At 36.2% G+C, this 23,721-nt stretch carries 23 protein-coding genes and 1 riboswitch; all 23 genes read left to right on the top strand.

Annotated features, from left to right (window positions below):
* Nucleotides 1-70 precede the first annotated feature (70 nt).
* The 23 genes from OZX56_RS07985 to OZX56_RS07875 all read left to right on the top strand — a co-directional run bounded on the left by OZX56_RS07985 (nucleotide 71) and on the right by OZX56_RS07875 (nucleotide 23,685).
* Complete coding sequence (locus tag OZX56_RS07985) at nucleotides 71-1,795, top strand: ABC transporter ATP-binding protein (protein WP_277139519.1); 1,725 nt, start codon at nucleotides 71-73, stop codon at nucleotides 1,793-1,795.
* Nucleotides 1,796-1,804: 9 nt separating this feature from the next.
* The gene (locus tag OZX56_RS07980; RefSeq protein WP_277125721.1) at nucleotides 1,805-3,667 is read left to right on the top strand and encodes an ABC transporter ATP-binding protein; all 1,863 of its coding nucleotides are present in this window, start codon (nucleotides 1,805-1,807) and stop codon (nucleotides 3,665-3,667) included.
* A gap of 165 nt (nucleotides 3,668-3,832) precedes the next feature.
* Entirely contained in the window at nucleotides 3,833-4,519 is a 687-nt protein-coding gene (locus tag OZX56_RS07975; protein ID WP_277125722.1) for a response regulator transcription factor, read from the top strand.
* Nucleotides 4,520-4,523: 4 nt separating this feature from the next.
* A complete protein-coding gene (locus OZX56_RS07970) occupies nucleotides 4,524-5,675 on the top strand; it encodes a HAMP domain-containing sensor histidine kinase (protein WP_277139518.1) in 1,152 nt (383 codons plus the stop codon).
* 42 nt (nucleotides 5,676-5,717) lie between these two features.
* On the top strand, nucleotides 5,718-7,268 hold the full coding sequence (locus tag OZX56_RS07965) for a UDP-N-acetylmuramoyl-L-alanyl-D-glutamate--2,6-diaminopimelate ligase (RefSeq protein ID WP_277139517.1): 1,551 nt from the start codon (nucleotides 5,718-5,720) through the stop codon (nucleotides 7,266-7,268).
* Between the two features lie 14 nt (nucleotides 7,269-7,282).
* The gene (locus OZX56_RS07960; protein WP_277125725.1) at nucleotides 7,283-8,029 is read left to right on the top strand and encodes an amino acid racemase; all 747 of its coding nucleotides are present in this window, start codon (nucleotides 7,283-7,285) and stop codon (nucleotides 8,027-8,029) included.
* 132 nt (nucleotides 8,030-8,161) lie between these two features.
* Nucleotides 8,162-9,904: a sensor histidine kinase gene (locus OZX56_RS07955; RefSeq protein WP_277139516.1), complete on the top strand. Its 1,743-nt coding sequence runs from the start codon at nucleotides 8,162-8,164 to the stop codon at nucleotides 9,902-9,904.
* Between the two features lie 45 nt (nucleotides 9,905-9,949).
* A complete protein-coding gene (locus tag OZX56_RS07950; RefSeq protein ID WP_277125729.1) occupies nucleotides 9,950-10,678 on the top strand; it encodes a LytTR family transcriptional regulator DNA-binding domain-containing protein in 729 nt (242 codons plus the stop codon).
* Between the two features lie 132 nt (nucleotides 10,679-10,810).
* Nucleotides 10,811-11,251, top strand: coding sequence for a CidA/LrgA family protein (locus tag OZX56_RS07945; RefSeq protein WP_277139515.1), 441 nt, complete (start codon nucleotides 10,811-10,813; stop codon nucleotides 11,249-11,251).
* Nucleotides 11,251-11,976 (top strand): LrgB family protein, encoded by a 726-nt coding sequence (locus OZX56_RS07940; protein WP_277140370.1) that lies wholly within the window; start codon nucleotides 11,251-11,253, stop codon nucleotides 11,974-11,976. The genes OZX56_RS07945 and OZX56_RS07940 overlap by 1 nt, the downstream gene beginning before the upstream one ends.
* 177 nt (nucleotides 11,977-12,153) lie before the next feature.
* A riboswitch (FMN riboswitch) is annotated at nucleotides 12,154-12,293 on the top strand.
* 117 nt (nucleotides 12,294-12,410) lie between these two features.
* Nucleotides 12,411-13,475, top strand: coding sequence for a bifunctional diaminohydroxyphosphoribosylaminopyrimidine deaminase/5-amino-6-(5-phosphoribosylamino)uracil reductase RibD (gene ribD / locus OZX56_RS07935; RefSeq protein WP_277139514.1), 1,065 nt, complete (start codon nucleotides 12,411-12,413; stop codon nucleotides 13,473-13,475).
* Entirely contained in the window at nucleotides 13,460-14,059 is a 600-nt protein-coding gene (locus tag OZX56_RS07930) for a riboflavin synthase (protein WP_277139513.1), read from the top strand. Before ribD ends, OZX56_RS07930 begins: the two co-directional genes overlap by 16 nt.
* Before the next feature lie 19 nt (nucleotides 14,060-14,078).
* A complete protein-coding gene (gene ribA, locus OZX56_RS07925) occupies nucleotides 14,079-15,305 on the top strand; it encodes a GTP cyclohydrolase II (RefSeq protein WP_277125735.1) in 1,227 nt (408 codons plus the stop codon).
* A gap of 1 nt (nucleotide 15,306) precedes the next feature.
* Nucleotides 15,307-15,780 (top strand): 6,7-dimethyl-8-ribityllumazine synthase, encoded by a 474-nt coding sequence (ribH, locus tag OZX56_RS07920; RefSeq protein ID WP_277139512.1) that lies wholly within the window; start codon nucleotides 15,307-15,309, stop codon nucleotides 15,778-15,780.
* A 158-nt stretch (nucleotides 15,781-15,938) separates the two neighbouring features.
* Nucleotides 15,939-16,934 carry a sugar isomerase gene (locus OZX56_RS07915; protein WP_277139511.1) on the top strand — a complete coding sequence of 332 codons (996 nt, stop codon included), beginning with the start codon at nucleotides 15,939-15,941 and terminating at the stop codon, nucleotides 16,932-16,934.
* A 266-nt stretch (nucleotides 16,935-17,200) separates the two neighbouring features.
* The gene (locus OZX56_RS07910) at nucleotides 17,201-17,671 is read left to right on the top strand and encodes a PTS sugar transporter subunit IIB (RefSeq protein WP_277139510.1); all 471 of its coding nucleotides are present in this window, start codon (nucleotides 17,201-17,203) and stop codon (nucleotides 17,669-17,671) included.
* Between the two features lie 15 nt (nucleotides 17,672-17,686).
* Complete coding sequence (locus OZX56_RS07905; RefSeq protein WP_277125740.1) at nucleotides 17,687-18,484, top strand: PTS sugar transporter subunit IIC; 798 nt, start codon at nucleotides 17,687-17,689, stop codon at nucleotides 18,482-18,484.
* 9 nt (nucleotides 18,485-18,493) lie between these two features.
* Complete coding sequence (locus OZX56_RS07900) at nucleotides 18,494-19,330, top strand: PTS system mannose/fructose/sorbose family transporter subunit IID (RefSeq protein WP_277139509.1); 837 nt, start codon at nucleotides 18,494-18,496, stop codon at nucleotides 19,328-19,330.
* Between the two features lie 34 nt (nucleotides 19,331-19,364).
* The gene (locus OZX56_RS07895; RefSeq protein WP_277139508.1) at nucleotides 19,365-20,342 is read left to right on the top strand and encodes an SIS domain-containing protein; all 978 of its coding nucleotides are present in this window, start codon (nucleotides 19,365-19,367) and stop codon (nucleotides 20,340-20,342) included.
* Between the two features lie 151 nt (nucleotides 20,343-20,493).
* Nucleotides 20,494-21,198 (top strand): GntR family transcriptional regulator, encoded by a 705-nt coding sequence (locus OZX56_RS07890; RefSeq protein WP_277139507.1) that lies wholly within the window; start codon nucleotides 20,494-20,496, stop codon nucleotides 21,196-21,198.
* 277 nt (nucleotides 21,199-21,475) lie between these two features.
* Entirely contained in the window at nucleotides 21,476-22,273 is a 798-nt protein-coding gene (locus OZX56_RS07885; protein WP_277139506.1) for a transporter substrate-binding domain-containing protein, read from the top strand.
* Nucleotides 22,274-22,298: 25 nt separating this feature from the next.
* Entirely contained in the window at nucleotides 22,299-22,967 is a 669-nt protein-coding gene (locus tag OZX56_RS07880) for an amino acid ABC transporter permease (protein WP_277125746.1), read from the top strand.
* Entirely contained in the window at nucleotides 22,951-23,685 is a 735-nt protein-coding gene (locus OZX56_RS07875) for an amino acid ABC transporter ATP-binding protein (protein WP_277125747.1), read from the top strand. Before OZX56_RS07880 ends, OZX56_RS07875 begins: the two co-directional genes overlap by 17 nt.
* The last annotated feature ends 36 nt before the right edge of the window (nucleotides 23,686-23,721 follow it).

The raw sequence follows: 23,721 nt of genomic DNA, 5'->3' as shown, positions 1-23,721 counted from the left end.
TTATCCTTTTTTAGAGCTTTAATAAGTGTAAAAGCTTATCACTAATTAACTTAATAGAAAGAGGTATTTAATGGTTAACACACTGCGTAAATCAATTCGGCAGTACAAAAAACTGTCACTGCTGTCGCCATTATTTGTTACTGGTGAAGTTATCATTGAAATGTTAATACCATATTTAGTTGGTATGTTGATTGATAATGGAATTATGAAAGGTAACATGTCCTACATTATTAAATGGGGGCTAATTTTACTGGTTTTAACTGTGTTGTCACTGGTTTTGGGTGCCAGTGCCAGTTATGCTTCAGCACATGCTTCAGCTGGCTTTGCTGCTAACTTGCGTGAAGATATGTTCTACCACGTTCAAGATTATTCTTTTAAAAATATTGATCGGTTTTCTAGTTCAAGTTTAGTTACTAGAATGACAACCGATGTTAATAATATTCAAATGGCTTATCAGCTAATTATTCGGATGGCGGTTAGAGCGCCGATGATGCTAGTGGTATCGGTAGTTATGTCACTAATCATTAGCCCACGTTTGTCACTAATCTTTGTAGTGATTGCACCAGTTTTTGCAATTTTGCTAGGCTTAATTATTAAAGCTACATATCCTTATTTTCCAAAAATCTTTCGTGGATATGATCGGATGAACCAAACTGTTCGTGAAAATATTCGTGGGATTCGTGAAGTAAAAACTTATGTACAAGAAGATTCTCAAGTAAAGAAATTTAAGAAGTCATCCAGCTTTATCTATAAACTATTTGCTACAGCACAAAAAATTATGTCGCTGAATTCATTAGTAGTTGCTGCTATTTTGAACATTTCTACCTTAGCAATTTGCTGGTTTGGTGCTAAAGAAATTGTGGGTGGTGGCTTGCAAACTGGTCAGTTAATTTCGATGTTTTCATATTCAAATTCAGTTTTAAATAGTTTGAATATTTTAGCAATGGTCTTTACGCAACTAGTTATTTCAGGTGCCAGTGGTCGCAGAATTGCTGATGTGATTAATGAAAAGCCATCAATTACCAATCCACATAAGCCGTTAGAACATGTTAATAATGGTGAAATTATCTTTGATCATGTTAACTTTAAATATAATTCTGCTGATAAAGCAATGGCTTTGAATGATATTAATTTGAATATTAAGTCTGGTGAAACGATAGGGATTATTGGTAAGACGGGGTCGTCTAAGTCCACGCTGGTTTCGATGATTCCGCGCTTATACGATGCAGTTTCAGGTGCAGTTCGGGTAGCTGGTCATAACGTAAAATCCTATGACTTAAAGTCTTTGCGTGATAATGTTGCGATGGTTTTACAAAATAATGTACTCTTTTCAGGTACGATTAAAGATAATTTGAAGTGGGGTAATGAGAACGCGACTGATGAGCAAGTCCTTGCTGCTGCCAAAGTTGCCCATGCTGATGATTTTATCCAAGAAATGCCCAATAAATATGACACGATGGTTGAGCAAGGCGGTACCAATGTTTCTGGTGGACAGAAGCAGAGGATTACGATTGCTCGAGCATTGCTGAAGAATCCTAAGATTTTAATTTTGGATGATTCTACTTCTGCCGTTGATACTCAAACTGAACGAGCAATTCGTGAGTCATTGGCTAAAGATATGCCAGATACTACCAAAATCATTATTTCGCAAAGAATTGTTTCCATCAAAGATGCTGAAAGAATTATTGTTATGGATGAAGGTAAAATCCAAGATGTTGGAACTCATGATGAATTGATGAAGCGTAATGAGCTATATAGTTCAATCGCTAAGTTCCAAGAAGAACAAAAGAAGTAGGTGAGTGATTTGGACAAAGCAATAGAAAATAAAAAGGTACAAGGCAAGGGTAAAAAAAGTGCTACTTTATTGCGTTTACTTAAGCTAACAGCCAGCACTAGTCCATGGATGCTAATTATTTCGGTCATTGCGATTGTTTTAGCTGCAGGTGCCAATGTTAAAGGGTCGCTATTTATTGAGCAATTAATCAATAATTACATTACGCCTTTGACCAAACAAGCACGACCTGATTTTGGGCCATTACTACATGCAATTATAGTAATGTTTGGCATTTATGCTATTGGCTTCATTTCTAATTATTTATTTTCAATGTTAATGTCAGTACTGGCACAAAAGGTTCAATACCGGGTGCGTAATGAAATGTTTACGCATATGGAAGAACTGCCAATTTCTTATTTCGATGAGAATGATTACGGCGATATCATGAGTCGGTATACGAATGATATTGATACATTGATGCAGATGATTTCGCAGTCAATTCCCCAATTTGTTAATTCAGGGTTAAATATTGTCTTTGTTTTGGCTGCGATGATCAGCTTAAGTTGGCAGTTGACGATTTTCACTTTAATTATTTTCATTCTTTCAATTGGCATTGTTCGTTTTCTAACGAAGCGTTCATCACACTTCTTTCAATTACAGCAAAAAGAATTGGGACAACTTAACGGTTATAATGAAGAAATGCTAAATGGACTGAAAGTAATTAAAGTTTTTAGCCATGAAAAAGAGGCAGAAGCTGAATTTGATCAATATAATCAGGCATTAAAGCAGGCTTCTGGTCAAGCGAATACATACTCGACAATTTTGTTCCCAATTATGGGTAACATGGGTAACTTACTTTATGTCTTAATTGCCATCTTGGGTGGAGCAGTGGCAATCAATAAGATTGCACCGTTATCACTTGGTGTTATTGGTGCCTTTTTGCAATTATCCAAGCAGTTTGCAATGCCGATTGCTCAAATTTCACAACAATTGAACTCAATTGTGATGGCCTTAGCTGGTGCAGAACGGATTTTTGACTTAGAAGATCAACCAATTGAAGTTAATAATGGTGATGTCACTATTACTAAGGATGCCAATGTTAAGGGAAGCTGGCACTGGAACGTGCCACAAGCAGATGGTAGTGTTAAGCAAGTTACGGTTAAAGGACATATTGTCTTTGATGATGTAAACTTTAGTTATTCACCAGACAAGCAGATTTTATATAATATTTCGCTTAATGCTAAACCGGGGATGAAAGTTGCTTTAGTTGGTGAAACTGGTGCTGGTAAAACCACTATTTCCAATATGTTAAATCGATTTTATGAAATTGATTCAGGAACGATTACCTATGATGGTATTCCAATTAATCGCATTAAAAAGGACGATTTGCGACAATCATTATCAATTGTCTTACAGGATACTCACATGTTTACTGGTACGATTATGGAAAATATTCGTTTTGGCAATCCTGAAGCTAGCGATGATGATGTTTACCAAGCAGCACGGTTATCACATGCTGATGAATTCATTCATCATTTAGATGAGGGTTATCAAACGGTAATTGATGGTAGTGGTGGCGATTTGTCTCAAGGGCAAATGCAACTTTTGAGTATTGCTCGGGCAATGATTGCTGATGAACCAGTGATGATTTTGGACGAAGCAACTTCGAGTATTGATACCCAAACTGAAAAGTTGGTTCAAGCTGGGATGGACAATCTACTTGCCGGTCGGACGAGTTTTGTAATTGCTCACCGGCTATCAACCATTGTCAATTCCGATTTAATCTTGGTTCTTGACCATGGTCACATTATTGAAGCTGGTAATCATGATGAACTCTTAAAGCAAAAGGGTTATTATTATGAGTTATATACTGGCAAAAAAGAAATTGAATAATTAAGTAAGAGTTGAGGTAGTTCTCAGCTCTTTTTTAATAAAAGCTAAAATTACACCTTATTGTTAGCTGTTTGTAATAAAAATGATTAGAATAATATCCAGAAGTTCTGCTAGAATATTTTTAGCAGGGAAGTTGATTCGCAAATGAAGGGGAGGATTAACCCGATGAAAATCTTAGTTGTTGATGATGATAAAGAAATTGTTGAACTATTAAGTATCTATTTAAAAAATGAAGGTTACACACCGGTTGTGGCGTACAGCGGTAAAGAAGCAATTACTAAATTGACTACTACTTCCGATATTGCACTGATGATCTTGGATGTGATGATGCCTAATATGAGCGGCATTGACGTAATTAAAGAAGTTCGACGTGATTCTGATATTCCGATTATTATTGTTTCTGCCAAGACTGACGATATGGATAAAATTCAAGGTTTGATTACTGGCGCAGATGATTATGTTTCTAAGCCATTTAATCCTTTAGAAGTTATGGCAAGAGTGCGGTCTTTATTGCGTCGTAGTCAAAAGCAGGTCAAGGATGAAGCACCTGATGTTTTGGAAATTGGGCCTTTAGCAATTAATCGTGATTCACACGAAGTTAAGACCATTGAAGGCAATGATATTCAATTAACTGCTTTAGAATTTGGAATCTTGTATTTGCTTGCTAGTCACCCTAATCGTGTGTTTTCTGCAGATGAAATTTTTGAACGAGTTTGGCAGCAAGAATCAATTGTTTCTGCAAAAACGGTTATGGTCCATGTTTCGCATTTGCGTGATAAGATTCAAAAGGCAACTGGCGGTGAAGACGTCATCCAGACCGTTTGGGGTGTTGGCTATAAAATTGAGGCCTAACTAAATGAAAAAAGAGCGAGTCAAATTAACTGCGGCAGAAAAAAGTGAATTGCTTGCTGAAGCGGTGATTACGATTGTCTTGTTGTTGCTACTTAATTTATCAGTAATCATTTTAATTAATTTGACTATTTTACAAAATAAAAATTTAATTAATGGGATCTATTTCTTGAAAAAGACCATTACTTTTGGCGGACATCATTTATGGTCTTGGCAAAATATTTCAATAGTAATTATGGGCATAGGCGATTTTATCGTTTTGTATTGGCGCCTAATTCGGCGATATCACCAAATGCAGTTGCGCCATGTGATTTCTGAATTACACTATATTGCTAAAGGGCATTTTGACCATTATATTTCTTTTAAAGTTAAAACCGATTTACAAAAAGTGATTGATTCGATTAATTCGTTGGTTAAAAGTACAGTTAATGCCATTAATGAAGAAAAAGCTATTGAAAAATCTAAAGATGAGCTAATTAGCAATGTGTCACATGACCTGCGGACGCCGTTGACGTCAATTATTGGCTATCTTGGTCTATTAAAAAATGGAGTTGCTGATCCTGCCGATCAGCAAAAGTATTTAAATATTGCGTATATGAAGGCTGAGCAAATGAAGTCTTTGGCGCATGATCTATTAGAATACACAACTCTGAAATCTGACAATATTAAGCTTAATTTATCATCACTGCATATTTTTTCGATGCTAGAACAAGTTGAGGCTGGTTTTGAATTGGAGGCACAGGAAAAAGGGATTAAGTTTAATATTGAAGCACGGCCGCTGGATTTAACTATCAAGGCTGATCCGGAAAAGCTGGTACGCATTTATAATAATTTAATTACCAATGCACTAAAATACGGAACGGGTGCGACACAGATTAATTTAATTGCTAATTTAGTTAATAGTGATGAAGTTGAATTGCGAGTAGAAAATAACGGTGCCCAGATACCTAAGGACTCATTGAAAAAAATCTTTGAACGTTTTTATCGGGTAGAGTCATCGCGCAATATGGCAACTGGTGGTACAGGACTAGGTTTATCAATTACAAAAAGTGTAGTGGATTTACACGGAGGTACAATCAGATGTGAGTCAGATAAGCAATGGACTAGATTTATTATTCGCTTACCCTTGGATCCGAAGAAAGCCCGCATTGCTAGCTAGCTGTGGTATAATTTGATAAGACAAAAAACAGAGAGGCATAGAATGAGTATTTCCCTAAATACCTGTATTTTAATTTTAAAAGAACATCATTTGTTAAAATCAAGTGCTGTTCAAGACACGGTTGCCACGAAGATGGAATATGTTTCATACGATTCACGTGACATTAAGACGAATACCTTGTTTTTCTGCAAGGGGGCAGGTTTTCGTCCGACTTATTTATCAATGGCTAAAGATAATGGTGCTAATTGTTATGTAGCACAGCAGCCTTATCCTGAAGGTAAAGGAATGCATGCATTGATTGTGCGTGACGTTTCTAAAGCAATGGCACTTTTGTCAGCAGCATTTTTTCAATTTCCACAAGATGATTTGTTTGTGGTGGGAATTACAGGCACTAAAGGTAAAACCACGACAGCTTACTTTTTAAAAGGAATGCTAGATCAGGTTAATGGCGGTAAAACTGCACTAATTTCTTCAGTCAATGATGTAGTAGGACAGCGTCCAGAGGATACTTTTAAGTCTAGCTTAACGACACCAGAGTCACTTGATTTATTCCGTGATATGCGTAATGCTGTTGATAATGGCATGACACATTTAGTGATGGAAGTGTCTAGCCAAGCTTATAAGAAAAATCGAGTCTTTGGTTTGACCTATGATCTTGGGTTATTTTTAAATATTACACCTGATCACATTGGTCCAAATGAGCATCCAGACTTTGCAGATTATTTGCATTGTAAATTGCAATTGTTAGTTAATGCACGTAAGTGTATTATTAACGCGCAAAGTGACCATTTTGCTGAAATCTATGCGGCAGCAACAACGACAACGGATCCTGATAGTATTTACCTATTTGCTAATGAAAAGTTTACTAGTTCGTCTTTAAAGCAACCGATTGATTTTAGGTATGCCTCTCAAGAAAGTGATCTGGCACAGACGCGGTTTGTAGTAACTGCTGGTAGTGAAAAGGCGAAGAATATTTCTACTACTGGTAACTATCAGTTGCAGATGTTAGGCGACTTTAACGAGTCAAATGGTACTGCAGCAATTATGGCTGCAGGGTTAGCAGGTGTTGATTATGAATCAGCGGCTAAAGGAATTCGTAATGTAACGGTTCCCGGCAGAATGCAAACGCAAACCACTAAGCATCATGGCACGATTGTAGTTGACTATGCACATAACAAGGCTTCGATGATGGCCCTAATGGGTTTCATGCAGCGTGAGTTTAATAATCCTAAAATTATCGTGGTAGTTGGAGCACCTGGCAACAAAGGAGTTTCTAGAAGACCAGGCTTTAGTGAAAGTATTAACGCTTATGCTAGCCAAGCATTTTTAACTGCTGACGATCCAGGATTTGAGGATCCGTTAGCGATTGCTCAAGAGATTGATGCTGGAATTGACCATGAAAAAGTGGCAGTAACGATTGAGCTTGACCGCACTAAAGCAATTAATGAGGCTATTAAGAGTGCCGAGCCAACTGATGTGGTTTTAATCTGCGGTAAAGGTGCTGATGGTTTTCAGAAAATTCGCGGTGTTGATACACCTTATCCATCAGATATTACAGTGGCACAAGAAGCAATTACAAAACTAGAAGGTTAATAAAAGTAAGTAAAATGAAGCATTTCTTTAGTATTATTGGTGGAATGGGCTCGATTGCAACGGAAAGTTTTGTTCACGAACTTAATAGGCGTGTCCGAATTAGTAAGGATCAGGATTATTTAAATTATAGCTTAGTTAATGATGCTCAAATTCCTGATCGAACCGCTTATATTAAGGATCATACGCAGCCCAATCCGCTGGTTGATTTGCGCAGTGATGTCTTAGCACAAGCAAAATTAAAGCCTGATTTTTTTGTGATGCCATGTAATACAGCGCATTACTTTTATGATAATTTGGCGAGCTTAACTGAGATCCCTTTTTTACATATGATGCGGATTGCTGTGCATAAATTTGTGGAAAAGTATCCTCAAGAAACTAAAATTGGTCTGATTGCTACAGAAGGTTCAATTTATGATCATTTGTATGCTGATGAATTACAGAAAGTTGGTCGCAAAGCAGAGTTAGGCGGTTCTGAAATCCAACCTTTAGTGACTGAGTTGATTTATACTAATATTAAAGAACAAGGACAAGTTGATGCTGAACTGTTCCATCATATTTTGCAGTTAATGCATGATAAATATGGTTGTAATGTCATCTTACTCGGCTGTACTGAGCTGTCGTTAGCACAAGCTAAGGCTCCAGATCATCCTTATGAGGTAATCGATCCTCAGGCAATTATGGCTGATGTGGCGATTGAGTTATCATTGAAAATTCGCAAGGGGCTTGATCCGAAAACTGTAATTCAAAAATATTTGTATTAAGTAGTCTTAGTTGACTGCTTTTTTTATTTATCTTTTTTAAAACTGGTAAATAGTATCTTATAAATAAAGGCTATTGAACCACTTTTGTGCCATAATTGATTAAGAGCGATTATTTAATGTGGGTATGAGTTTATGTTTAATTTATTTGTGTTATTGACAGAACGCTTGGGTATTATAATGTTGTTGGCCTTTATCCTGGTCAATATGCATTTTTTTCGTAATTTACTTGAAAAAAGGACGTTAAAATCACAAGTTTGGTTAACTATTATTTTCAGTTTGTTTGTTATTATGGCTAACCTGACTGGAGTAGAAATTTCTAGTTCAAAAGAAGTAGTTACGCCATTAATTATTACAGGGTTGCCACAATCTGATTCGATAGCCAATACTAGAATTTTAGTGATTACTACAGCTGGGATAACTGGTGGACCATATGTTGGGATGCTTGTTGGTTTAGTTGGTGGACTGCACCGGGTGGTTTTTGGCGGTTTTTCAGATTACTTTTATATTATTAGCTCAGTCTTAATTGGCTATTTTGTTGGCGCCTGCGGTGATAAAGTTAAGGGCAGTAAATTGTATCCATCAACTATTTGGGTAGCTATTTTAGCATTTGTGGCTGAACTAATTCAGATGGCTTTCATTTTTGCCTTTCATGGCTTAGGACTAATTAAGCTGATCTTTATGCCTATGGTTTTGCTAAATACGATTGGCTCGACATTATTTATAGAGATTTTAAAGACATACCTGTCTAATGAACGACAGTTAAAGGCAGTTCAGACCAAAGATGTGCTTGAATTAACTAATAAGACACTGCCATATTTTCGTAATGGTCTAGATGTGAACTCTGCTACCCATGTTTGTCAGATTATTAAGAAGTATACCAATTTTGATGCAGTGGGATTAACTGATCGCGTAAATGTGTTAGCACATGTTGGTGCTGGCGAGGATCACCATATTAGTGGCGAACCAGTATTAACTGATTTGTCTAAAACGGTGATTGCTACAGGTAAGGAAAAACTGGCTTATTCTAAGGCAGAAATTGGTTGTCCTAAAGTTGATTGTCCGTTAGAATCCGCAGTTGTTTTTCCTTTGCGAGTTAATAATGAAACGATTGGTGCTTTGAAACTTTATTTTTGTGCTGGTAGGCACATGACGGTGGTTGAAGAAAACTTAGTACGTGGTCTGGCGATGATTTTTTCAGGTCAAATGGCAATTGGAATTGCTCAAGAACAGACTAGTTTACTTAATGAAGCAGAAATTAAGGCTTTGCAAGTGCAAATTAATCCGCATTTTTTCTTTAATGCAATTAATACCATTGGGGCACTGATGCGAGTTGATGTTGAAAAGGCACATCAAGCTCTAATGCAATTGAGTGTTTTCTTCAGGTCAAGCTTACAAAGCGGCCAAGAAAAAGAGGTAACTTTGGCTCAAGAAAAGCGTCATGTTAATGCTTATATGAGTATTGAAAAAATCCGTTTTCCTGATAAATTTACTCTTGATTATCGAGTTAGCGTTCCCGAAAATACTTTGTTACCATCATTTTGTTTACAAATTTTTGTTGAAAATGCAGTCCGTCATGCCTTCAAGGGACGTAAAACAGATAATTGGATTACAGTTGAACTTAAGCGGCTTAATGATAACCAATTATCCATTAGGGTTAGTGATAATGGTAACGGAATTGATCCAGCAATTTTAAAAAAGCTTGGTAAAAAACCAGTCACTGAGTCTAAAGGCAGCGGTACAGCGTTGTATAATTTGAATAAGCGATTGCAGGGCCTCTATGGGACTAGCAGTCAATTACAAATTAGCACTAGTCCAGCAGGAACAACTTTCAAAACGGTTATCCCTATTAAATATGAAGTCCATAAGCAGTCTTAGTGTTAGACAAAGCTAACTGAGAAATTTACGAAAGGGGTTTTTACAATGAATATTTTATTGGTCGATGATGAGCCATTAGCCAGAACTGAGCTAAAATATTTAATTGAAAAAAGTGCTGTTTTAGCAACTGAATCATTGGCTATATATCAAGCAGAGGATTTAAAAGAAGCTCAGAGTCAGCTTTTGAAAAATAAAATTGATTTAATCTTCTTAGATATTTCTCTTAATGAAGAAAACGGCTTTGAATTAACGAACGAACTTAAGCAATTAAATTATTCACCAATTATTATCTTTTCTACTGCTTATGACGAATATGCGGTCAAAGCCTTTGATGTAGGCGCATTGGACTATGTTTTAAAACCGTTTGAACAAGAGCGAATTGACCAAGCTCTGACTAAGGTAAAGAAAGTTTTATCGCAAGAAGTACCTGCTGCAAGTTCAATTAATGATTTATTAACGATTGAACTAGATGATCGTAATGTCGTGATCAAGTTGTCTGATATCGTGTCAGCAACTATCAGTGATGGTGTTTTGACAGTTTCGACTGCCAAAAAGCAGTACCAAACTCGTAAAACTTTGTCTTGGCTAAAACAGCGGTTGCCTAAGCCTAAATTTATGCAAGTTCACCGAAATACGTTGGTAAATCTTGAGGAAGTAAAAGAAGTACAGCCTTGGTTTAATCATACGTTGTTGCTAGTTATGGATAATGGTGAAAAAGTTCAGGTGGGTCGTTCTTATCGTGCCGATCTAAGTAAGCAACTTGGAATGGGATAGAAATTCGGCATTGCTATTGGGTAGTTAAGCCATTAAATTTTGCATTTAAACAAAAAATCGCTTTCAGATTCTTACTTTAGGTATATCTTAATCATTGAAATAAAGATAAGTTAGAGAAAGGAAATGAGTGTAATGAAAGAGAAAAAGCCAGAAACTAAATCAGCGCCAATTCTGTTTCAAATGTTGGTTTATGCCACAATTTTATTTGTATCACAGTTGATATCAGAAATGATGCCCAAGTCATTCCCAGTACCAACACCTGTAATTGGATTAGTTTTGCTTTATGTATTGTTGACAACACATGTAGTTAAAATTGAATGGGTTGATTCCTTTGGTAGTGCCTTAATCTCGTTGATTAGTTTTATGTTTGTTCCTTCGGGAATCTCTTTGGCTGCTAACTTGGATATCATGAAATCGCAAGGTGTTCAGTTAGTCTTGGTAGTGTTGCTAGCAACCATTATTTTATTGGTGGTAACTGCTTACACAACTCGAATCTTGGTTTGGCTTAAAAAGAGAATCACATCTGGACATCATTCGATAGCTCATAATGTTAAGACTGGGGGCAGTAAATGATGGCTTATTTAAGTAATCCTTTATTTGGTGTATTCCTATCATTATTTGTCTTTTTGATTGGTCAGTGGCTTTTCAAAAAGTCACATGGTTTTTTCTTATTCCAACCTCTGTTTGTTGCTATGGTCTTAGGAATTGCCATTTTGGTAGTTTTAGGCAAAGTATTTGATGTTTCAACAACTCAGGTCTACACTCAAGCCTACAAACCAGGTGGAGATATTATCTTCTGGTTTATTACACCAGCAACAATTGCGTTTGCTGTTCCTTTATACAAGCGTAATGATGTTATCAAGAAAAATTGGGGGATCATTTTAACTAGCTTGGTAATCAGTACTTTTGTTTCCTTAATCTTGATTACCTTTATTTCTAAGGCAGCAGGATTAAATGAAGTTGGTGTTAGATCGATGCTTAGTCAATCGGCAACAACTGCGATTGCCATGCCACTGACAACAGCAATTGGCGGTAACGCATCAATTACTGCAATGGCATGTATTCTAAATGCCGTAATGATTTATGCACTAGGCAAGCAGATGGTTAAGTGGTTTAAACTTGATACAGATCCGATGGGAACTGGGTTAGGTTTAGGAGCTGCAGGACATACTGTTGGCTCAGCTTTCGCTCTAGAGATGGGTTCTGTGCAAGGGGCGATGGCTGCAGTAGCAGTAGTTGCAACTGGATTAGTTGATAACTTATTAGTTCCAGCTTTTGCCCATTTGCTTGGTTTGTAGAATCAAATTTGGTAAAAATTATTATTTAAATTTATAGCTATGTTTACTTACAATAAAACGTGTGTAGCCCTGTGACTCACACGTTTTTATTTTTGATAAAATTAGTTTTAATTAATGAATTTAACTAGCTTTCTATTGACGTAAGGGTATCTGTATATTATGCTTAAGATAATTAAAGAATTTCTTCGGGGTAAGGTGTAATTCCATACCGACGGTAACAATTAATGCTTAATTGAAGTCCGTGACCCACTATCATGGTGGTGGAACTAGTGCAAGTCTGGTACCGACAGTTAAAGTCTGGATGGGAGAAGAAAATAAAGACTAGTATTTAACTTGCAATTCAAGAATAAGCTTGGTTAAGAGCTAATGATAGTTGATTATGAAGACCTCGTTGATTAAGATCAGCGAGGCTTTTTGTTGAGGAAGTGAAATTAATGCAGGATAAGGATTATCTGCAACTTGCAGCCCAAGAAGCATTAAAGGCGCGGGCAATGACTTGGACGAATCCTTTAGTGGGAGCAGTTATTGTTAAAGATGGTCAAGTCTTAGCTACTGGGTATCATCATCAGTATGGGCAAGTTCACGCTGAAGTTAACGCATTGGCTCACTTGGCTAAACCCGAATTAGCTGATGGTGCTACACTTTATGTTACTTTGGAACCTTGTAGTCATTATGGTAAGCAGCCACCTTGCTGTGAAAAAGTGGCTGAAGCAGGAATCAAACGCGTAGTTATTGGACAACTTGATCCACATAAAATAGTTGCTGGTAAAGGGATAAAGTTTCTACAAGAGCATGGCATCACAACTGAAGTCATTGGTGGTACGGAGTATTTGAATGAGGCCTATAACTTCTTTTATCAACAACAAAGGCCACTAGTTACCCTCAAATATGCGATGTCTCTTGATGGTAAGCTTAATGCAGCGGGTAATAAGCGAACCTTGTTAACTGGCGATGCTGCCCAACTCGATGTCCAAAAATTACGTTGTCAGAATCAAGCTATTTTAATAGGTGCTAATACTTTAAGAATTGATGATCCACAACTAACAGTGCGAATTAAGTGTTTGCCAATCCCACCTATTAGAATAATCTTGACTAAAGATGCTAATCGGATAGACTTCACTCAGGAATTATTTAATCAGCCAGGTGAAATTTGGCTGTTAAGTGAACAAGAATTGCAGAAAGAACTGCCAGTTGCAGTTAAAATTTTTACGCAAGCTAAATGGACTCCAACTAAAATTGTTAAATTACTTGCAAAATATGAGATTCAATCCCTGTTAGTTGAAGGTGGTAGTCAGGTTCAAGCAGAGTTTATAGCAGCAGATTTAGCCGATCAAATAATAGCTTATATAGCACCTAAGGTCTTAGGCGGGACTGCTTTGCCAGTCGCAGTAGGACAAGAGTTGGGAGCGACTTCATCACAATATGAACTAATTGATGTAAAGACCTTAGAGCAAGATGTGCGCATTAGCGCAAGGAGAAAACAATGTTTACCGGAATAATTCAAGCAACGGGTAAGATCACTCGTTTGGAAATAACTGAAAAGCATGCTAAGTTAGCAATTGCTGCTCCTAAATTAGCCCAAGAAAATTTGCCGCTTGGTGCCAGCATTGCAGTTAATGGAATTTGTTTAACCGTAACTGATTGGACTAATGATGAGTTTACTGTTGATGTGATGCCAGAAACGATGAAGCGAACTAATCTGGGCAATTTACAAGTATCAAGTGTGGTTAACTTAGAGCCATCACTGGCTTTGGGAGCAACCTTAGATGGTCATATTGTAGCTGGTCATGTTGATACCACGGCAGAATTAACTGCTAGAGTTGAAACAGAAAATTCGATTGAATTGCGGTTTAGAGTACCACAACAATATGATCCATATATTGTAGAAAAAGGCTCAATCGCGATTGATGGTATAAGCTTAACGGTCACCATGGCACAAAATGCCGAATTTGGTGTGAGCCTGATTCCATTTACCATTGCTAATACGACTTTAGCTGGTTACAAATTAGGTGACCATGTCAATATTGAAACGGATATGATTGGCCGTTATGTGGTAAAACAGTGTCAAGCTTGGAACAAATAAGTTATAGTGAGGAAATAAAATGACAGATCAATTAAATGAAAAAATGCGTAAAATCCTTGATCACATGAGAAATGGTGGTTTAGTAATTGTGGCTGATTCACCACAACGTGAATCTGAAGGCGATATGATTGGCCTAGCTGAAAAAGCAACACCTGAGATGGTTAATACCATGATTACCAAAGCTCGCGGTTTGTTATGTGTACCAATGAGTAAGGAATATGCCGATCGCCAGCATATTAGCCCAATTGAAACTGGATCAAATGATGAATTTGGGACAGCTTTTACGTTAAGTGTTGATGCTACAACGACCACTACTGGTATTTCTGCATACGATCGTGCTAAGACAATTAAAAAATTAGCTGATCCCAACAGTACTTGGGATGATTTTTATCATCCTGGCCATGTTTTTCCATTAGTTGCTAAAGAAGGCGGCGTATTGGAACGAACTGGTCACACCGAGGCAGCACTGGATTTGGCTCGCCTTGCAGGAGTAGCACCAGTTGGCTTTATTTGTGAATGTATCAAAAAAGACGGTACAATGGCTCGGCGCAAAGATTTAAAGGCTTTAGCAGAAGGTATGGGATTACCGTACTTGACTATTGAAGAATTAATTGAATATCGCAAGCGTCAAGAAGATGAAGACTTAAAGGTTGAATCAATTACCAAAGTTGATTTTCCAACTAAGCATGGTCATTTTGAACTTGAGGGTTTTGAAAATGAGAAACAACCTGAAAAAGAACCAACTTTATTAATCAGTAAGGGTGATATTAAACCAGATGAACCATTATTATTGCGGCTGCATAGTGAGTGTTTGACTGGGGATGTCTTTGGGTCTAAACGGTGTGACTGTGGTGCTCAATTAGCAGAATCGCTAGATAAGATTGAAGCTAATGGTTCAGGTGCTGTTTTGTATTTGCGCCAAGAGGGTCGCGGTATTGGCTTAGCTAATAAATTGCGTGCTTACAAATTACAAGATGAGGGTGCAAATACTGTTGAGGCTAATCAAAAGCTTGGTTTTCCGGTTGATGCTCGTCGCTACAACTTAGCTGCCAAAATTTTGCGCCAAAAAGGAATTTCTGAAGTCCGGCTCATGACTAATAATCCTGATAAGGTTGCTCAGCTAGAGGCCTATGGTATTAAAGTGGTTGAGCGAGTACCGATGGAAGTTGGTTTAACTAAAGAAAATGAAAAATATTTAGCAACTAAAAAACATCAAATGAATCATATTTTGAATGAGGTAGATTAACATGAAAGAAATTACAGGTAATATTGCGGCAGGACAAGATAAGAGAATAGGTATAGTCGTTGCACAGTTTAATAGTGTTGTAACGGATCGCTTGCTTAGCGGAGCTGTTGGACAATTGAAAAAGTCTGGTGTATCAGATGAGAACCTAACAGTGATTCATGTTCCTGGCGCTTTTGAATTGGCCAGAACGGTTAATTGCTTGGCCAAAAGCGGTAAGGTTGATGGCATAATTGCTTTAGGTGCAGTTATTCGCGGTGAAACATCTCATTTTGATTACGTTTGCCAAGGTACTACTAGCCAGTTAGCTGCTGCTTCAGCAACCGGTCCAGTACCAGTGATGTTTGGCTTGTTAACTACAGATACAGTTGCTCAAGCAACGGATCGTGCAGGTGGCAAGGGTGGCAACAAAGGTGCTGATTGTGCCACAGATATTTTAGAAGTTTTAAATATCGAAGATCAAATCGACGAATTATAAATTTGGCATTTAAAAAGGCTCAATTCTTTGTAAGAAGGATTGAGCCTTTTTTGTGTAAAAGATATGAATCTTTTACACAAAAAAGTTCTTTACTTTATAATTAAAGCGCTTTATTATAATAGATGTATTAACACGTTTTGTTTTAATAGGAGAAATATATGAAAATTCAAGAAGAAGTTAAGCAAACTGTTAAAGCAGCTATTGCAAAAGTTAATTCAAAAGGAACATTAAAACAAGTTTTATGGGTAGGTGCTGGAGGCTCATTTGGTGGCTTCTACGGTGCTAATTATTTTATGCAGCAGGAATCCCAAGGTGTTTTTTCAAGTATGTTCACAAGTGGTGAATTTATTTATGCAGCACCTAAAAATCTTGATCAGAATACTTTAGTGGTTTTGTGTTCAATGCGTGGAACGTATGAAACAATCGAAGCAGCTAAAGTGGCTCGTGACCATGGTGCAACTACAATTGCTTTGTATGTTGATAAATCGGAGTTGGTAGAAGTTGCAGATTTTAAGATCAAGTATGAAAGTTTGGCACTTGATGAAAGTAGATTAGAACGCGTAAATGCAAGTATTGGATTAGATATAGCAATGAACTTGGTTAACGAAGTCGAAGGTTATCAAGATTATGCTGATGCAATGCAAGCCTTTGATGTTCTAGATCCGATGTATCGTAAAGCTGTTGACTATACAACTCCTCTTGCTAAAGAATGGGCTGATTTAAATAAAACTGAAAAAACTATCTATGTAATCGCTAGTGGCCCCACAATGGGTGCTGCCTATGTCTTTTCGATCTGTAACCTAGAAGAAATGTTGCAATTGAATTCACCGACCATTCATAGTTATGAATATTTCAATGGACCGTTTGAAGTTACTGATAAGAATAAATCAATTTTTCAGTTATTAGCGACTGGAAAAACTAGACCAGAGGATGAGCGAGCTCTTAAATTTGAGCAAAGATTTGGTGGTAAAAAATTATATGTTTTAGATGGTAAAGAAATTGGTTTAGATGATTTGAAAGAAAGCATTTCGCCGTATTTTAATCACTCGCTTTTCTCTTCGATTCTTAACAATGTTTATATGCGCCAATTATCTTATGCAACTAATGAAAGCTTTGAAACACGTAGATATATGTGGAAAGAAACCTATAGATAATAAAGATATTTTTAATAAAGCTTCGCTAAAATTAATTAATATCACAGAAAGTGTTTACAAATTATATATTTTGTAATAATATAATGGTGTACGTGTTAATACGTCATAAAAAGTAAAGATTTTATTGAGGTATCTTTAACGGGTATCGAATAATGATTCCAAAAGTAAAAGCTTGATAAAAGGCTTATCTAGTACTTTTATTGGTGAGAAAGGAGTCTTTATTAGTCAAAAGTAAATTCTAAAATTCAAGATGAGGTGAATATATTATGATAAAGCTGATTAGGGTCGATCATCGATTACTTCATGGACAGGTAATCTTTTCATGGTCAAAGTTTGCTAGCATAGAACGAATTATTGTGATTGATACAGCAACCGCAAATGATGATTTTAAGAAGATGTCTTTAAAACTGGCTAAACCAGAAGATATCAAATTGAATGTTTTCAGTGTTGATGCAGCAATAGCTAAAATGGAACAAATTAAGGCACTTAAAGATAATGTTATGCTTATCTTTGCACAAGTTTCGGAGCTAGCGAAATTTGTTGAGGCTTATGGACATGTAGATGAAATCAATTATGGTGGTATACCAGATCGTCCCAATGCGAAACGTTACAGTAATGCCGTGTTCTTAACACCAGAAGAAGTTGATCTAACTAAAAAAATGTGTGATCAAGGCATCGATATCGTAATGCAGCAAGTTCCATCATCTGGAAAGGAATTTTTAAATAAAATTCTCTAAAAGGAGGGATTTGTTATGTTCTGGAAAGCATTTGTTGTCGCCTTGATAGGTGTATTTGCAATGTTTGATTCAAGGCTACTTGGACGTGAAAATTTTGAGCAGCCATTAGTTGTTAGTACTTTAGTTGGATTAGCATTAGGAGACGTATCTAAAGGTTTATTAGTTGGAGCCACTTTGCAGCTGGTAACGATGGGGGTAGTTCAAGTTGGTGCTGCAGTTCCTCCAGATTGGGTTTTAGGTTCTGTAGTTGCTTCAGCATTTGCAATTTTGTCACATACGAGAGCTCAAGTGGCACTAACAGTGGCATTACCTGTTGCAGTTTTAGGTCAATTAGTAGCTATTGTAGTTAGAATGTTGTTTTCTTCATTTAATGGTTTGGTGAATAGAGCGATTGATCAGGGGAAATTTCGCAAAGCTAGGAATTACCATATTGTCTATGGTCCAATTATTTATGGATTGTTATACTTTATTCCCGTATTCTTTGCTATTTATCTGGGAACTGACATAGTTACTAGCCTTGTCCATATGATTCCAGCTTGGTTAACAGATGGGTTGACCTTAGCAAGTAAGATTTTGCCAGCATATGGGTTTGCATTACTGATGTCAACGATGATTACTAAGAAAAATGCAGTTTACTTATTTATAGGATTCTTTATTGCAGCCTATGGTAACTTATCTGTCATTGGTGTTGCTATCTTTGCAGTTTTATTAGCAATCGTTCTTAACAAATTTATGGGTAATGATAATTCGGCAAATCCAGAAGCTGCTACGGCTGAAAAAGCCGATGATCTAGATGATTTAGAAGAATTATAGGAGGAAATTATGACTGAAGAAAAACAAACTAATAAAAAATTGCGTCATAAGTTTTGGCAATTCTTCTGGCGGTCATGGGCAATTCAAACTTCTTGGAATTATGAAGCACAAATGAATATGGGATTCATGTACGGAATGGCACCAACGATTGATGAAATCTATGGTAAAGAGCCAGCAACTCCTGAAAAATTGGACAAGAAAAAAGAAGCATATCATCGCCACATGGCTTTCTTTAACTGTACCCCGCAGTTAACGTCATTTGTTTTGGGATTATCTTCTGCGATGGAAGAAGAATATGCCGCAAATCCAGATACTTTTGACCCAGATTCAATTAATGGTGTTAAAACTTCATTAATGGGACCTTTGTCTGGTATTGGTGACTCGCTTTTCCAAGGAACGATTAAGATTGTTGCCTTTGGATTGGGAATAAATATGGCTCAACAAGGCAATATTTTCGGTCCGATCCTAGCTATGTTGATTTCAATTATCCCGTCAGCCCTTGTTACCTATTGGGGCGGTAAATGGGGCTATCTTGAAGGTAAAAAGAATATTCAAAAGTTGATTGGTAACGGTACAATTAACCGAATTATGTCGCTGATGAATGTCATTGGATTAATGGTCATTGGGGCAATGATTGCTACCATGATTGGGATTACAACGCCTGTTAAATTTGGTAAATCTTTTGTATTGCAAAAGACGTTAGATTCGATTTTTCCACAGATGTTGCCATTAGCATTTACGATGGTAATGTTTTACCTAATTAAAAAGAAGGTAAACACTGCTTGGATTATGGTTATCTGTATTGTCGGTGGTATTTTGTTAAGTGTTTTAGGCATCTTTAAATAGTTTATTACTAAGTATTTATAGGAGATTTTAAATTATGGATTTTGAAAAAGTTAGAACAATTGTTAAGGATATAAAGAAGAATCAACCTAAAATTGATCGGGTCCTGTTTGTAGGCTGTGGTGCTTCAATGGCAGATCTTTATCCAGGTTATTACTTTATTTCTCATGAAAGTGAAAACTTGTTGACATCAATTCATACGGCAAATGAATTTAATTATGATACACCTAAAGGTATTGGTGAACATACTGTAGTTATTACTGCATCATTGGGTGGTACAACCCCTGAATCAGTAGCCGCAACTAAGAAGGCAAGAGAATTAGGTGCACATGTAGTATCACTTTCTAATAGTGAAGAATCACCAATTATTAAGGAAACTCAATATAAGATTATTCATGGATTCCACAAGAATTATGCCGAAAAAGTAGAAAAGATGTCATATTGTTTAGCTTTGGCAATTGAAATTGTTAAAGAATTTGAAGGATATGATTATTACGATGAAGCAGTTAAAGCCTTTGATGGTATGCCAGATTTGATTGAAAATGCAGTTAAATCTGTTGGTCCTGCAGCTAAAGAATTTGCTGAAAAATATAAGGATGAAAAAACTATTTACGTTTTAAGTAGTGGTGCTACCTTTGGTGCAGCCTATTCAACTGCCTCATTCCTATTTATGGAAATGCAATGGATTGCTGCTCCTACAATTAATACTGGTGAATATTTCCACGGTCCGTTTGAACTAACAGAAACTGACGCACCATACTTACTATTTATGAACGATGGCAGTACACGTCACCTTGACGCTAGAGCATTGACTTTCATGCAAAGATTTGACGCTAAAATTACTAATATCGATGCTAAAGACTATGGTCTAAACGAGATTGCTAGTGAAAATGTCATTGACTACTTCAATCCAATGATTTTGACAGGTGTAATGCGGGTATATGCTGAAGAATTAGCCATTGCAAGAAAGCACCCATTGACTAAGCGTCGCTACATGTGGAAGTTAACTTATTAATTTAGTAGGTTCAAATATAACTAAGTAAAAGAGAACTCTGTTGCTTTTAGAGTTCTCTTTTATTATATTTAATAATATAATTGAATTTGACTACTTTAGTTTGTCCTAAAAGGCACTAAAATTGTATTTTTGAGTGATAGGTGAGAATAAATTGACAAAAACAGGATCTTTATATTCACAAGTAATGGAAAAAATCAGACAGAAAATTATTTCTGGAGAATATCCGATTAATAGTAAATTACCAAATGAATTTGCATTGTGTGAACAATTTGGTGTTAGCCGAGTCACTCTGAGAAAAGCAATTAAGGGACTAGTCAAAGATGGTCTAGTCGAAAAAGTACAAGGAGTAGGAACCTTTGTTCGTAAACCGCAAACAGTTAGAAGAATTGTTAAGTCTTCTAGAGTTGAAAGCTTCTCTAAAACGGCAAAAAAGGAAGGCTTTAATCCAAGTGCGAAAACAATTGAGATTAAAGAGGTAATCACTCCTGATGATTTAAAGGATGTTTTAGAAACAGAGCGTTCATTAATGATTGAACGTGTACACTTGATTGAAGACGATCCGGTAATGCTTGAGTGCAATTATTTTCCGTTACCGAAATTTGGAGAACTTAGAAATGAAGATCTTACTTTATCGCTTTATCAAGTATTGCATAATAAATATGGGATAAAGAAGTTATCTTCAAGTGATGTGGTCATTTCAATTGCTTTAGCTAATTATAATGAGGCGAAGTATTTGGAAAAATCACTTGGCTTTCCATTGTTAATGTTAAAGGCAACAGTAGTTGATGAAAAAGGCAATATTGTTCATGTAGGAAGACAGTATATTGATTCTAATCGGTATGAATTCCATATTTAGAAATTTTAATTAGGATTATCAGATTAATAAAATTAAAAGATTTAATTTGAACACGTAAAGTTCAAGTTAAATCTTTTTTATATAAATATATATTACAAAAAATAAGCCGTTATATATTTTTTAATACAAATTAATAATATTTTCTGTATTTATTGATATTACAGTGATAAATTGCGAATGTAAATTGCTTAAAGTTGTTTACTTAATGTGATTTTAAGGTTATAATTTTATATAAATTAGATAAAAATAAGATTATTAATAGCAGGAGGATAAAATTATGAAAAATAAATTTTATAAAAAATTATTAATTGTAATGGTAACTCTAGGAATGGCATTAGTTATGCTTTCAGGTTGCAGCAAAAAGAATAATGAAACATCAGTCAGTTCAATTAAGGATAAAGGAACGTTAACGATTGGAATGATTAACTCAAATCCACCGTACGAATTTCAAAATTCTGATAATGTAGTGCAGGGAGCTGATATTCCGTTAATAAAAAAGGTTGCCAAAGAATTAGGGGTTAAATATAAGATAAAGACGATGGACTTTGATGGATTATTACCAGCTTTGCAGGGTAACAAAGTTGACATGCTGATTACGGCAATGAGCCCTACGCCAGAGCGAAAACAGGGAGCAAAGTTTAGTAAGGTATATTACCGTAGTACGAATACTTTGCTAGTTCGTAAGTCTGAAGCTAAAAAGTATGAGAATACAAAGAATTTTGCCAATGCAACAATTGCAGTTGTGAATAATTCAACTCAAGAGGAAATGCTTAAAAAGCTTTATCCTAAAGCAAAATTTAAGAAGCTCAGTAAAGTTACTGATCTAGCCTTAGCAGTTAATAATGGTAAAGCTGATGCTTGTTCGATCGATGTGCCAACAGCAACGATTTTAGCAAGAAAGAATCCTAAATTACAGATAACTTCATTTAGACATAAAGATTCAAGCCTTGGTGCTGCAATTGCAATGCCCAAGAATGCAAGTTCAGATCTTGTGAAGACAGTTAATAAGGTGGTTACTGAAAATAAGGCACAATATGCACAATGGGTAATTGATTACGCCAAAAAAGTTAAGTAAGAAATAGATATGTGGATGTGAAAATATGTTACAAAGTTTTTCATTTTTAAGTAAGTATTGGGTGCTATTCCTTACTGGGGTAAAGGTTACTATCGAACTGGCGGTAATTTCAATTATTTTGGGTTTAATCTTGGGAATCATTGTTGCATTGATGAAACGTTCCCAAATAAAACTGGTTTCTGTAATTGCTAAGATGTATATCGGATTTATTCGTGATACGCCTTTACTAGTTCAAATTTATATTGTTTATATTGGATTACCCATGGTTTTAGGAATCAATATTCCAGATTTTATGACGGGAGTTATCAGCTTAACTCTTTATTCAGCAGCTTATATTGCGGAAATTATTCGCTCGGGGATTGAGTCTTTGCCACAAGGACAAACAGAGGCTGCACTGAGTTTAGGAATGTCCAAGTCACGGGTTATGACTGATATAATCTTGCCACAAGCGTTTAAGAATATTTTGCCCGCACTAGGCAATCAACTTATTGGCAATATTAAAGATTCGTCTTTGGTATCTGTATTGGGAATTTCTGATTTAATGTTTAGTGCGCAAACCGTGAGAGGGTCAACTGCTTTAGGACTGCAACCAATGATTATCGCCTCGTTGCTATATTTACTAATGACATGGATTTTGAATGTTGGTTTGTCATTTATTGAAAGGAAACTGAAAGTTAATGATCGAGTTGCGTAATGTTGTTAAGAAATATGGTGATAATATAATCTTAAAAGGAGTTAACTTGACAGTTAATGATGGTGAGGTTGTAGTTATTATCGGGCCGTCTGGATCTGGCAAGAGTACCATGCTTAGACAGATGAACTTACTTGAACAGCCTACTAGTGGAAAAATTTTAGTTGATGGCGAGGTTGTGTCAGGAAAGGTAAAAGCTGAAGTAACCAGGCAAACACATGAAAAAATTGGTATGGTATTTCAACAATTTAATCTGTTTCCTCATTATACTGTTATGGAAAATATTATCCATGCCCCAAAAACTGTTAAACATGAAGATAATGAAACTGCTACTAAGGAAGCTATTGAATTGTTGAATCAGGTAGGACTTGTTGATAAAAAAGATAGTTATCCAACCTCATTAAGTGGTGGTCAGCAACAACGGATTGCAATTGTCCGTGCACTTGCAATGCATCCGAAAGCTTTACTATTCGACGAACCAACTTCAGCTTTGGATCCGGAAATGGTTGAAGAGGTTCTAAAGGTTATGAAGGGATTGGCTAAAGCAGGTATGACAATGGTTGTAGTTACTCACGAAATGGGTTTTGCCAAGCAAGTAGCTGATCGAGTTTTATTTGTTGATGAAGGCCAGGTATTAGAAGAAAATACTCCTAAAGAAATTTTTGAAAATGCCCAGCATGAGAGAACTAAGGATTTTATTTCTAAAATTTTATATGCATAAAAAATTAATAGCTATAAAAAGGTCACTATATTCTAG

The organism is Lactobacillus sp. ESL0684, from assembly GCF_029392675.1.
Taxonomy (GTDB): Bacteria; Bacillota; Bacilli; order Lactobacillales; family Lactobacillaceae; genus Lactobacillus.
The sequence above is the reverse complement of the archived record's forward strand: the minus strand, read 5'-3'. Positions and strand labels throughout refer to the sequence as shown.